Source organism: Aurantibacillus circumpalustris (assembly GCF_029625215.1).
In the GTDB taxonomy this organism is placed as follows: domain Bacteria; phylum Bacteroidota; class Bacteroidia; order B-17B0; family Aurantibacillaceae; genus Aurantibacillus; species Aurantibacillus circumpalustris.
Genome location: NZ_CP121197.1, coordinates 3,092,730 through 3,105,511 on the forward strand (window position 1 = coordinate 3,092,730; position 12,782 = coordinate 3,105,511).

At 32.3% G+C, this 12,782-nt stretch carries 13 protein-coding genes; 7 read left to right on the forward strand and 6 right to left on the reverse strand.

The window, feature by feature from the left end; translation table 11 throughout:
- Positions 1 to 17: 17 nt before the first annotated feature.
- The 3 genes from P2086_RS12910 to P2086_RS12920 all read right to left on the reverse strand — a co-directional run bounded on the left by P2086_RS12910 (position 18) and on the right by P2086_RS12920 (position 3,516).
- Positions 18 to 671 carry a hypothetical protein gene (locus tag P2086_RS12910; protein ID WP_317897158.1) on the reverse strand — a complete coding sequence of 218 codons (654 nt, stop codon included), beginning with the start codon at positions 669 to 671 and terminating at the stop codon, positions 18 to 20.
- Positions 672 to 676: 5 nt separating this feature from the next.
- A complete protein-coding gene (locus P2086_RS12915; RefSeq protein WP_317897159.1) occupies positions 677 to 2,647 on the reverse strand; it encodes a hypothetical protein in 1,971 nt (656 codons plus the stop codon).
- Positions 2,648 to 2,868: 221 nt separating this feature from the next.
- Positions 2,869 to 3,516 (reverse strand): hypothetical protein, encoded by a 648-nt coding sequence (locus P2086_RS12920; RefSeq protein WP_317897160.1) that lies wholly within the window; start codon positions 3,514 to 3,516, stop codon positions 2,869 to 2,871.
- 128 nt (positions 3,517 to 3,644) lie between these two features.
- Here P2086_RS12920 and P2086_RS12925 point away from each other — a divergent pair, with 128 nt between their 5' ends.
- Positions 3,645 to 3,995, forward strand: coding sequence for a hypothetical protein (locus P2086_RS12925; protein WP_317897161.1), 351 nt, complete (start codon positions 3,645 to 3,647; stop codon positions 3,993 to 3,995).
- A 949-nt stretch (positions 3,996 to 4,944) separates the two neighbouring features.
- Here P2086_RS12925 and P2086_RS12930 read toward each other — a convergent pair.
- Positions 4,945 to 5,826: an HNH endonuclease gene (locus tag P2086_RS12930; RefSeq protein WP_317897162.1), complete on the reverse strand. Its 882-nt coding sequence runs from the start codon at positions 5,824 to 5,826 to the stop codon at positions 4,945 to 4,947.
- A gap of 358 nt (positions 5,827 to 6,184) precedes the next feature.
- On the opposite strand from P2086_RS12930, the gene P2086_RS12935 reads away from it, so the two are divergent.
- On the forward strand, positions 6,185 to 7,378 hold the full coding sequence (locus P2086_RS12935; protein WP_317897163.1) for a hypothetical protein: 1,194 nt from the start codon (positions 6,185 to 6,187) through the stop codon (positions 7,376 to 7,378).
- A gap of 88 nt (positions 7,379 to 7,466) precedes the next feature.
- Here the strand turns inward: P2086_RS12935 and P2086_RS12940 are convergent, their stop codons facing one another.
- Together P2086_RS12940 and P2086_RS12945 are read right to left on the reverse strand one after the other, a co-directional pair.
- A complete protein-coding gene (locus tag P2086_RS12940; RefSeq protein ID WP_317897164.1) occupies positions 7,467 to 7,658 on the reverse strand; it encodes a hypothetical protein in 192 nt (63 codons plus the stop codon).
- A 171-nt stretch (positions 7,659 to 7,829) separates the two neighbouring features.
- The gene (locus P2086_RS12945; protein ID WP_317897165.1) at positions 7,830 to 8,567 is read right to left on the reverse strand and encodes a helix-turn-helix domain-containing protein; all 738 of its coding nucleotides are present in this window, start codon (positions 8,565 to 8,567) and stop codon (positions 7,830 to 7,832) included.
- 205 nt (positions 8,568 to 8,772) lie between these two features.
- Between P2086_RS12945 and P2086_RS12950 the strand changes: the two genes are divergently transcribed.
- From P2086_RS12950 to P2086_RS12970, 5 genes are all read left to right on the forward strand, one after another.
- Positions 8,773 to 9,873, forward strand: coding sequence for a DUF5131 family protein (locus P2086_RS12950; RefSeq protein ID WP_317897166.1), 1,101 nt, complete (start codon positions 8,773 to 8,775; stop codon positions 9,871 to 9,873).
- Positions 9,874 to 9,875: 2 nt separating this feature from the next.
- Positions 9,876 to 10,859, forward strand: coding sequence for a hypothetical protein (locus tag P2086_RS12955; RefSeq protein ID WP_317897167.1), 984 nt, complete (start codon positions 9,876 to 9,878; stop codon positions 10,857 to 10,859).
- A 189-nt stretch (positions 10,860 to 11,048) separates the two neighbouring features.
- On the forward strand, positions 11,049 to 11,297 hold the full coding sequence (locus P2086_RS12960) for a hypothetical protein (protein ID WP_317897168.1): 249 nt from the start codon (positions 11,049 to 11,051) through the stop codon (positions 11,295 to 11,297).
- Positions 11,298 to 12,012: 715 nt separating this feature from the next.
- Positions 12,013 to 12,363: a hypothetical protein gene (locus P2086_RS12965; protein ID WP_317897169.1), complete on the forward strand. Its 351-nt coding sequence runs from the start codon at positions 12,013 to 12,015 to the stop codon at positions 12,361 to 12,363.
- Positions 12,364 to 12,365: 2 nt separating this feature from the next.
- Positions 12,366 to 12,698, forward strand: coding sequence for a hypothetical protein (locus P2086_RS12970; protein WP_317897170.1), 333 nt, complete (start codon positions 12,366 to 12,368; stop codon positions 12,696 to 12,698).
- Positions 12,699 to 12,782 lie beyond the last annotated feature (84 nt).

A 12,782-nucleotide genomic window follows, 5' to 3' on the forward strand; every position in this document is an offset into this window, starting at 1 on the left:
AAAAATGAATATATTATCTATTTTCTTTCCGAAAGAACTAGCGCTGCATGGTTTTTAGTATAAGACATGAGGCAAATAAAATATTTTTCATCAGCACTTGGTAAGATGTCGCTCCCATCGAAATTATGGTCAGGTCTATATGGCTGAAGAATATACCTAAATACACTTTCATCGCCTGAAACTTTCCATGAGAAATTCTGAGTCAGATAATTCACTAATTTCTGAGATTTTTCTTTCTGGAAATTAGTATCAAAATGGGCGAGGCACAAAAAATTGGAGGTCAATGGAATTCCATAATTGTGATAAAATAAGCCTTTAAAATTCTTAATATGAAATTGTTCTATAGCCTTCAGATCAAACTTAACCGCAAAAGGCATCCTATTCGAAATGCCATAAATAATCCTTGCTAATTTTGCATCAAGTCTAAAAAAAGACCTTGTGGTTTTTTCAACCAATTTAACTGCTTCAGGGCGTTTATTAATTATTCCTATTAAATTCCTAAACTCTTCGTCAGCATAACTGTATGATTGATTGCAATTATAACATGCTGGAACCAGTATACGTGTTTCTCTGAAAGCAATTGGAAATCCTTCAAATAAATTCTTTGGAGGTATGTGCTCTCTGTGATTTTGCGCTGGAGATAATGAAGCTCCACAATTATAGCAATTCATATTAGCTATGTTAGATTCAATTTCTCAAATAATACTCGATTTCTCTCTTTAGAATCTTTAAGCACCTTATCAAAACTCATTATTTCAACATACATATTATAATTGTCGTTGAAAAAGAAAAATCCATCGCCACTTGGCAGCTGTTTGTACCCTGCATCCTTGGCAAAGGCTTTAAGTTTTTTCGTTAGGTCACATACGATATAGGAATAAATTGGAGTATTAGGGCGAAAATCGAACTCTCGTTTATTCTTGTCCTTCGCCTCACCTTCAATAATTTCCCTAGCATATTTGTTAATCTGAGTAATAGGGTTTTCTACATCCGTATAGTCATTTCTCATTGGACGTTTAAACTCCACTAGTACAATTGATTCATAGGGCTTTTCATCATTTGAAAAAGCAAAAGGCTTATTGAAAACAAGTATGTCTGGCCTATCCTTAGAATTCGAATCTACTTGAGTGTTTTGTTTGAAAGATTTATCTGATGCTAAGTATTTGTGATATGATAGCTTTTCATCAAGCATCCAAAGATTATGGTCTTCAAATCCAATTTCATCAGAAAGTGTTTTTAAAGGGAAAATTAGGCTGTGAACGGCTTTTTCTGGAGCTTCACGCTTTAATAGCTTGTCAAAAAGATCTATAACAAGTTTTCTATGAATTACATATTCTGATAGTTTAGCGTTTCCAACTTCGATTATTTTTGCGTACAACTCTCGATGTTTTTCATCAAACTCATTAAGATCTTCTTCGCTTTCAATAAATTTGATGACAGTTTTAGTTTCCTTTTTTACATCTAGTTCTAACTCCTGCTGAATTTTAAACACTTCAATCTCCATTTTTTCTTCTGAAAGTGTAGAAGGAATTTTCTTTAATCTATCAGTTTTATACTTAAGTAACTGCCTATATCTGGGGTGCTGAGCTACAAATTCTCTTACCTTGACTATTCTTGTTTCTGAAAGCTCGCTGATTTGCCGTTCAAACTCTTGACTAAGTAAATCGGTAATTGACTTTCTCAGCTCATCCTGATTTATTTGATCTGGGAATTCAATTTCGCCTTTGTTGAAATTAATAGCAGTTCTCTCATCGTTGACATTGGCATCAAGAAATTCTCCTTCAACAAAAATCCCGATTGAAAAACTCTTTCCGTTTTCATCTGTCAAAAAGTTATCTAGTTCAGGAATGTCCATGGAAATTTTATCAAAGAGTACCTCCCTGTTATTAGCACAATAGTGAATCTTGTTGTCTACCTTATTACTATATAATTTCACAATACTCAACTTGAATTTTCTCGTTCGAATATCTAGTGTTCTTGTAGTAACCTGCCCATTCGTAAAAAGTTGAAATAAGTCATTCACCACAATCGTTTTCCCCAAGTCATTGAGTAAGATACGTGGGCAGTCATTACTTAAAAAATAAATAAAAGCGTGTTCAATTATTTTCAATGCAATATCTTCCGATTTGGAATTACACCATTTTCTGTATTCCTCTTTTAGACCGTTTAATTTAACCGTGGTATAACGTTCATTGGTGGAATTCACCTCTTCTAAAGAGTGTTTCTCAATACCACGCTTTGTTGGCTCAAAACTGAATTTACGAAGGTTCCATTTATCATTTTCTCTGAAACGACTTTCAATTTCAGCCCTTGAAAAAGCTCTTAACCAGCTAAAGCGACCTATACCTTTTCCGCCCTTTTTATAAGTTGAATGGGCATAATTGAATGAATCATAATTTGCCTCTGTAAAACCAATACCATTATCTCTTACACTGAAATCTATTATTTCGGGTAGTGTTTCCTGTTCATCAAATACCAAATCTTTTTGCTGAGATCTTATAATATCAATTTCAATAATCCCTGGTTTCGTTGAGCTGTCTTCTTCAATTGCTTGAATAGAATTAATTATCGCTTCGAAAAGAGGCAGTAAAGTATTGCTGTATGCAAGTTTTTTTTCATTTATTTTGCCCTTTATATCAATTTGCATAACGATTAGTCTTTTTATTTAGAAGGTCTCGATTTTTTAAACAAGTATCTAATGTCGAGTTTTTACTTAAGTTTTTTAATAACAAATAAAGGTCTTTCCAACTTGTTTAAATTCTATTGTTTTCTTAATTCTTCTTGTTGGGTTTATCCTTTAAAGATAAAACAATTTTTATGGCTCCCTAGCTATAAAATGTAGTAATCGGAAAGTACTTTAAAGTGATACTATAGCGATCCAGTTCCTGTGTTGAGTAGTTTGTCTCGCAATTCAGAATCAATTTCGGCTCTAATCAGTTCGCCAAAACTTATTTCACGCTTCAAAAAGGCTTTATCTCTTACAAGATTTAAATATGCGTTCGGATAGTCACTGGAAAGAATCATCGTCACCTTTTGACCACCGTCATCATATTCATGATAGATCCGTTTAATCCAAAATGAAGAAGTTCCAATTTTAGGTTTAATAAAGAAAAAATTGAAACTACCTCCAACATGAGGTATGTGGGTAAGTCCAACAGTAAATGCGGCATCATTACCCTGATATCTAAATACGATGTGACAAAGAATTTCCTTTTCTTTTTTAAAAAGAAATGGTTGGTCAAAATTCAAGTCGCAGATTTGTTCATATAACTGCTCTAATTGATGACGAATAACACCACTTGACATTCCCAGTTCTTCACCTAGTGCTTTTATAGTGGGTAAGTCATAAGATTCATCTGGAACGTATTTTTCTTTGTCTAAGAACCAATTGACAATGGATTCCTGGAGCCGATCTTTTGGTTTAATAAGTTTCACCGCACTAGGAAAGAAGAAAAGTGCTAATAGATATTCATGAGTTTTGGCTTTGTATTTCTCTACGATCATTTTCTTTTTCATATGAATAATTTTATAGGATTAAAGTTTTGCGGCTCGATGCAATTTAATTAAGATCATTGGCTTTTTATTCTTTTTTCTGATAACTCCCAAGTTTACATTTTTTAGAGACTATTTATCTCAAAAGGAATATGAAAAAAATAGCAATATATGCCACGGATGGCACTAATAGCCTCATAGATTCAGAAACCAATAAAATAGCAATAATTGGTTTTCAATACATTGATGATAGTGAGCAGTTTTTACCAGAGAGTAAAGAGCGAAAGGTAAAAATGGTGGAATTGTTTTTTGATTCAAATTACTCAGACTATTGGTATTTCGGCGAGGACGAAAAATTATTGTTTAATTATATCTCAGAGCGCCGTAAAAGTTTTGAAAAGGAATTGTATAGGGAGGTTACAAAGGTTTCTGAGATAAGGTATCAAGTGTTTCTCAATCACATTACAAGTACATGGTCTGGAAAAAAATTAGGCTTCTTTTAATAAAACTGCTTTCGAACTCTAAGTAGAACATGGAAAACCAGCTGGCTTTAATTCTTTAAAATACACTAGAAAAAAATTCATCCAACAAAATTTTGACAAAATGGACGTGTTCACACAGCAATTAAATATTTTCGAAAAAAATATCCAAAAAACTTTCAAAAACATTTGGTTTTTTGTTTTTATTAAACTATTTTTTATATGAAGTTTAGTAACAATCAGGTTCTCGGAACTCCTGAATTGTGAGGTTTAAAGCTCAAAAAGATGCAAGTAGCGCCTTATGACTACAAGAATGAAGATAAGCTGTGTACGATTGATAAAAAGAAAAGAAAACAAACAAATAGTTTGTTGTTGTTTAGGGGCCGCAATCCTTAGCAACTGAGAAGCCAGAATTAATATGGATCACTCACAGAAGGGGTAAAACCTGATGCACTTCCATCTGACCAAAAGGTTCGTGAAACATGGAAGTACAATTATTTTTTTCTTTTCTTTTTTAATCAAATCGCACATCATAGCCTTGAACGGCTCTAAATGTAAGGTGTTGTTTTGTTCAGGGGGTTCTTTCAGCACCTTTCTCGCTTATACTGTTATACTTAATGGGAAGATAATATATGTAAGGGGGAAAGGGGGTTCATTTTTTGAACTCACTTTCCTATTACCTACAAGGAAGATAATAACACTAGAATAATATACTTGCAGATTTAGAGCAGATTAAAACCCAGTAAAAGTTCCTACACACAGTATATCGCTTCACTTAGGAGAATAAATCACTAGTATAAGAGAGTTTTTTTTAGAGTTTTACCAAAAAAAATTAAACACAGTTTATCACTCCTATATAGGAGAATGCTTCACTTTAATGAGGGAGTTTTTGATGAGATAAAGCAAAAAATTGAACACAGAGTATCGCTTCACTTAAGAGAGTTTTTACGTAGTAAGAAATGATGTTTACCCATCAACCCAATTTCACTTTTAATTCCTGAATAGTAAGGGTAATATTCTTCTTCCTATGAATCATTCTGTGGCAATTAGAACAAACCACAGTTAGGTCTTTTGCAGGATCTGTTTCCCTTTTCGAATTTGTACTCAACGGAACTGCATGATGGACTTCAATATAGTCTTTTCCCCATGCCCCATATTTTTTCTGGAAATCAAACCCACAAGCTTTGCACTTCAGCCCATGAATCTTCATTGCCGTAGCTCTTAATTTCGTGTTTCTTTCAGCTCTCATAGAGATAACAACCTTTTGCCCTCCTTCCGTCTTACTTTCAATATCAAGCACATCATCTAATTCAACTTCTGATTCATTCTCGGTTGATCTATCTTCAACGCCTCTATATTTTTCTTCCAACGTTAGCTTTGTTCTTACCCTAATTTTTAACCACAACAGAATATCCGCCAGGAGAATCTTGTAATTCGGTTTTGAGCAATCCCCAGTAGCAATGATGTCTTTTTTACTAAATCCTTGCGTGTACATTAAGCTTTTAAATTCAGCTTCTAATCCTTGAATTTTTCTGCCTATTGTCATGCCACGATTTTGTCGTATCTGAAATACATTATTTTCAATTGTAAAATTACTTGAATCTAAAGTTAATTGAACTATGCTGTGTTCAGCTTTATTCTCATCGAAAAGGTGAATAAAGCTCTTGAGTTGATTGCTTCTGTGCCTCTTACTGAATTCCAACCAATATTTTCGTTTGTTTATATAACAACAAAAATAATCTCCATCCTTTTGTATTGTATGAACTATGACACCGTTTAAGATAAGTTTTTTTGTTTTTTGCTTGTCTAGGAATTTATTGATGCCATTGAAGAGTTCAATACTATTTTTTATCATAAGTTGGAAAGATTAAGAGTCATTGAAAATAAACAAAACAAGTTTAGTTTTCAAAACTTAAATTACCATTAAATAGAGATCTGAAACTATTTGAGTTAAAACACAAATTTCTCGCATTGTGGCTTTAATTTAATTGTTTTTATTGGTTACACAAAACAATGGGACTATTTGGATTATTTACAAGGAAATAATATCTTTCATATAACAAAAGAGAAATGGCTTCAGATTTTTTATCTGAATTCAACGAGTGCGTGAATTGGTTTTTGGTCACTTCGATTGTGAACTAAATAGGTTTACTTGGCTATGAGGTCATAATTGAAACAATTACATTTATGTTTTACAAATACTATCGAAAAATATGCCTTGTATTGAACTTTTACCGAATGAGATCATAAGAAAAGGAAACTATCCTGCACCAAATAAATCAGGATATGATTCATTGTTTTTTCATCCAAGAACAAAAGGAAAAGGAACTTTGATCCTCAAAGAATTTGGGAAACAGCTATATCTCTACTGCGAACAAAAGAACATTCCTTATTATTGTTTTAAGAATGACTATAACCTAAAAATAAATGTTTACGACAGTATACTTATTGATGTTTTCCCTTTCAAAGAAGGAACGGGAGAGGATGAAAATAAAGTCAACACATATTTAGGTTCCGATGAAGTAAAGTACAACTTATCACTTCTAAATTACATCAAGATAGAATTCAAGAATTTACACGATAAAATTGATAAGAATCAAGGAGTAGTTGTAGAAAACCTACAAAGTCTTGAAGACAAAATTGATGAGATCGCAGTTACGTTGAATGAGGTCCTCGACGAATTGAAGACGGGATTTGATGCAATCAAATCAAGTAATTTAGATCTTGATTCAAAATTAGCTTCACTATGTGACAATTTAGATAAAAATTTAAAAATAAAAGATTCTGTAAAGTTATTAATCGAAAAGGAATGTAAAAAAGAAATTCCTAAATGGGATAATTTGAATAAAGACAGCCAGCTCTTTATCATCACAGCTGAATGGCTTTTTGCTGGTATAAGGGGAAATGACACCATTGATTTTTCACCATTCATTTTGCAATATTGTAGAGCTTTAGAAAATGAATTATCGGTTAATATATTTACCCCATTTCACAAAGAAATACAAGAGGACATGAACACTGTTGAAGATGAAGAGAAGAAAAACAAAAACTTGCCAGATAAGATCAGAGTTAAACTGGCTGATCTAAAAAGTTTTTATAAAAATTTAAAAAAATCACAACCAAAGTTTACAATGGGAGAAATGAAGTTCATCTTAAGCAAACTAAAAAATGATGGTGACACCTATATTAATAGCAGTATACTCCAGCGATTAAGAATAAGAATATTTTCGATTTTTAACGAAAAAGTTCTTTCGAATGAGTTTCTTAAGGTAGTAGATGAAATTTCGAATAACTATAGAAATGAATCAGCACACCCGAATGTTTTAGATCAAATCAAAGCTAATAATTGTAAATCATTAGTTAAAGACAATTTGAACACTTTACTCATATTTAAGTTGAGTAATTGAAATGTTTGCTTTTTTAAATCATAACTAGTAATTCACTGTTATTTCCCATAGTTGATTTGTTGTTTTATGACTCTAAATCATTTCTCCTCTAACTCGACATTTTATTCTTTTCCTGATCAATGATATAGAAAATATTTTCAAAACACTTTCGGAGATTAGTCTTTTCTTCGCCCTCATAACCATAAAGGTTCTCTTCAATTATATCTTGTCTTTGATCGACAGGAATGGACGCTAATTTCAATAATAAATTTCTTTCTTCTTCTATGCTGGGTTCTTTCATGGGATTTTAATTGAGTATTAAAAGTAATTATATTCTTGGTAAAGGGCAATTAAAAAGCCAGGTGGTTAGCCTGGCTTTTGGATTTGTGGTGACAAATAGAAAAGGGTTAAACAATTTTGTCGCTGATCAAAAATAGGAGAATTAACTTGCAAATACAATTACTTACAGAGACTATTTTTTTTTCTTGTCACTTTTCCATAATGACTTTGGAATACTGTCTATTGTTTTCATGAATAACCTTTGCTGCTTTTTTACGCCTGAGTACTTTTCAACAGAATACTTATCTAGGTCTTCTGTTTTTATTTGTTCTCGTATATTTTCATTAGTAATGTAATAACTCATTTTTTGCTTTTCTGGAAGGTCATCTATCAAATCTAATACCTTCTCTTTAATTAATTGTAAAGGTGTCTTTTCATCTGGCACAAAATAATAAATCAATTTCAACCCCATCAATTTAGCAAACCTATCCAGGATTTCCATACTTAGAATTCGCTTTTTCTCGTTAGTTTCATAATTTAATACAGCTTGTTTGGTAACACCCATTTCATTAGCTATATATTCCAGCGGTATATTCAATGCCACTCTAAATTCATTTATTAAACCATTCGCTGGAGATTCTACTTGATAAGCCTTTAATTGTCTTAACTTTTCATTATATATCCTAACAGGATTTGATTTTCTATTTTCAGCATCCCTTTTTTCCTTGTCGATCTCATTCAAGTATAGATCTATTTCATGCGTGCTTCTTTTGAAGACTTGATGCTTTTTGTATCTTTTTTTGTTATTCTTTTTTTCATTCTCTCGTTCATGCGCTTCAAATTCTAAATATCTTTCCATAGCAGCCTGTTCCATCGCATTCGTTGTAAAGTCCGAAAGAGTTTTCTCCCTTTTGATAATCTTCTTTTTCATGGTATGATTTAGGTTGGTTAAATATAGCAGTCAATTTTAAAATTGACAATAATGTGTTAAAAGAATCTAGGTGAAATTTTGAACAACGCATCCGATTGTATTTCAATAAGTTAAGATTAGGCCACTTATAAATATTCTTTTTTTTAGAAATGTACTCCTGATATAGAAGTCGCAACGAAGTGATTTTATAAAAACAAAAATTATCATGAGTAAATCTAACATTGAATGGACAGAAGTAACATGGAATCCAACAACAGGTTGCGATAAAATTACAGCAGGTTGCAAATTCTGCTATGCAGAAGTCTTAACTAAAAGATTGAAAGCAATGGGGCAACCCAAGTATCAAAATGGATTTAATATAACCCTTCATGAAGCAGAGCTAAAAAGACCTTATGGGTGGAGGAAACCTTGTATGGTATTCGTGAATAGTATGAGTGACCTATTCCACAAAGAGGTGCCTTTGGAGTTTATTCAACGAGTTTTCGAAACGATGAATGAAACCCCACTTATTACTTACCAAGTCTTAACAAAGCGTGCTGAGCGACTTGCAGAGTTGAGTCAGTTTCTCAATTGGACTGATAATATTTGGATGGGTGTTTCTGTGGAAGATGAAAAAGTGATGGATCGTATTGGTTATTTAAAATTGACACAGGCAAAAATAAAATTTCTTTCCCTTGAACCACTAATAGGGCCTCTACCAAACTTGAATCTCGATGGTATTGAATGGGTCATTTGCGGTGGTGAGTCAGGACCAGGAAGAAGACCTATTGATCCACAATGGGCAAGAGAGATCAGGGATAGTTGTTTTACTTCTAATGTTCCATTTTTTATGAAACAAATGGACAAAAAAATTCCAATTCCTGATGATCTCATGATTCGTGAATTTCCACAAACAAATAATAGTAATAATCAATTAAACAATCAAAAAATAACAACCATGAAAACAACAACAGAAATCCAAACAAAACAAGCAATCTTAGCAAAGCTTAGTCCATTTAAGAAAGAAATTGGACAAGCATTAATAAATGGTGAAAATCCAGAATCCTTAGCTATTAGACTTGCTGAAAAAAGAGTAATGCCTGTTCCAACAGCGCAAGCTTATATTACAATGGTTCGAAAACTGTTTGATAAAGTAGAAACATTGCCAGCTAAAATGGAAACGATTGTTACACAAAAAAATAATGTTGTTGCTAAAAATGTGCGCACAAAAATTAGTGACGTGAAGGATGTCGCTGTTGATGTTGAGGAAGGTGAAATAACAACCATCAAATTCGAAATTACAATTAACCTTAAAAAAAGCAAGTAAGCATGGAAAATAGAGCTATTAAATCAAATACAAATGATAAAGTCTTCGACAAACTCTGGGCAAACATAAAGCTTAACGAAAAAAAAGAAAAAACAGAGCATAAGAATCATATCACAGACATCTCATTTTCAGATTTTAGAGAATTTGGAGTAAAGGTGGAATACAAGTCAGAAGCAATTGAGAAATACTTCTTGTTCGAATTCGAACTAGGAACTAGTTTTCCTAGAACAATATCAGACGAAGAAATTCTAATAGAATTTCTTGAATGGTCTTACTTTAATGAAGATCGCTCTTATGGTGAATATCTTGAATATCGCAAATCTCCATACATCAGCAAAAAATTATATGATGAAGTATCTGTTTTGTTGGATGTTAAGAATATCGCATTGAACAAATTAACTATTGGCACAATTGCCATTTCATTTCTAAAATTTAAATATGAAATGAAACGTTATGAATTCAATAAGAAACTCTTCACTTCAAAGAAAGAAAGCCTCGAAAAGATAAAGTACTTGGAATTTCTTACACAATTTCAGCAGACAAATTGCAGAATAGACAAAATAAAAATTCAGGCGACAAGTAGTGAAGGTTCATTAGATTGTTTATTGCCTCTAGAGATGTTTGAAGCCTATTTAAATAAATTTGAAATAGAGTGTAACGACTCTATAGATATCTATCGACAATGTATAGAATATGAATACGTTAATGTACAGCAAAACAAGACAGAAAACTCTTACAAAAACAGACTCATTGGGAATTTTGTTGGGGGCCTTGACTCGATGCTTTTATCAGAATTTAAAATCACGACTCCAAATCATCGTCACTTCATAATAGGATATCTATTAAGCTATTCAGGTGTAATTTATTCAGAATTGAAAGTGAAGAAAATGATAGATAACGAAGAGATTAATTACTCGAATGTAGGGGAATATTTATCAGATAGAGCCAGACAGTATATTCCTAAGATAAAAGATAGTCCACATTAGGCTTTTTAAAAAGTGCTTCAGAAAAGGTTGCAATTATTTTCAGACCGTGGATCATTTGAAACCATTGCAAAATAAGGTTGGAGAATATGTTAAACTTTTTTTTACGCATTATCCAACTTTCATATGCGTATAAGAGTATAGAAAGTCGAATAAAAAAATATTAATCAAAAAAACGAAATAAACAAAACTATGGCAAAAAACGAAACAACGAGAGAAATCTTCAGTCGCTTAATGATAGATTCCTTATCAAATTGTATAACACAAATGAAAAAGGAAGGAAGGAATAATTTTGAAATTCTAGGGACTGTGATACTACTAATATCAAGTGCTAACACAGATGAGGATGAGAACATGACAGAAGAAATATATAATTCTATTAACGAACGCTTAAGCTACGAAATTGAAAAAGGTGAAGCAAGCCGATCAGAATTAAACTAAAAAATAAAACGAAACAATAAGAACGCATGGAAAGTATAACTATACAAAAATCCCTAACTCCAATAAATTGGTGGCTATATAATAACGAAAAAAGCAAGGTATTGCAACTGTTTCAATGGATTTTCAGAAACCATTACGTAACTAAAATATTTATATTATCTCAGTTAAATATTTATCTGAGCTTAAACAAAATATTTTTCATTCAGTCGAAAAAATTAACATTTGAATACGAAAATAAATTAGTTAAAACCATTGCGCATGTCAAAAAAATTTATAATTTCGTATACAAGAATATAAAACACGCATTGTTGCAACCTTTTTCTAAAAGATGCGTGTCTTATAAAAAAACAGTGTTACACTTTCCGCCACTTAAAATTGGCGGCCACGTATCACTTCACAAATGGGTTAGGCTGCCGCAGTTAAAATTGTGGAGCAAAAATTTCGAACCTGATGGACTAGCATCAGGATACAATAACCTAAATCATAAAAAAACAAATGTCAGGAAAACCTGACCAGGGGTTGGTATGCTTTAAATCATACCAGGGCGATTCCGAAAAGCCTAAAAAAAGAGTAGGAGAATTTCGTAAAGTCTAAAGCTTCTTTTTCAAGGCAACTTGAGACTGAATCTAAGAATTAAAAAAAGTGAGAAAAGACTCACGTGGGATATTATTGCCTTAAAACTAAATAAAATGTATAAACAAATAAACAAAATAAAATGACAACTGAAGAAAGAATACAAGCAATGAACAAGGTAGTTAGGCTGATTGACACACTAAGTATGCGTACTCTAAGGTTCAACGCTAGAAAAATAATTGAGCCATTCACTCCTGTGCTAATAATAGACCTAGTAAGAATGAATGCAACTCAAAATTTTCTTAAACCAGGTAGAAAAATTTTAAGTGATGGTAATACCATTGTGACTCTCGAAATATCGAGAAGTGGAGGGAGCCTAAAAAGATACTTAACGGAAGGGTTGGTTTACAAAATACTGGAGCTAGAAGAAATGGAAGCTGAGAAAAAACCAACAATAAATCAGGAAAATGAATATAGAAACATAAAACCATAAACATGAAAAACGATAAAAGCAACAACTTCGAAGAACACTTAATAAACGGAAAATCTTTTCATTGGATTGAGGACAGCGGTGAATCAATAGATTCCTTTATGGAAAAAGCAACTAAAAGTATTACACCAATTTACAATTACAAATACTTGATAATAGCTGTCATCCATAATAACGATGTAACACATTACGACAAGGCTGATCTTTATGTGGCTTGCAAAGGGAAATTGGAACTAGCTAATGAATTCATAAGGCTCAGCGAACAAGAGTATTTGTGTAAAGTAGATAAACTTGATATCGCATTGATTCAACGCCTAAGAAATACTGAGGACGAATAAAATAAAAAAGTGGCCAATGTAGTACTTCTTTGCTAGTTACAAAGAAGACTCTACTGGATTTAAGTAAGGGTATTTCACTAGCAC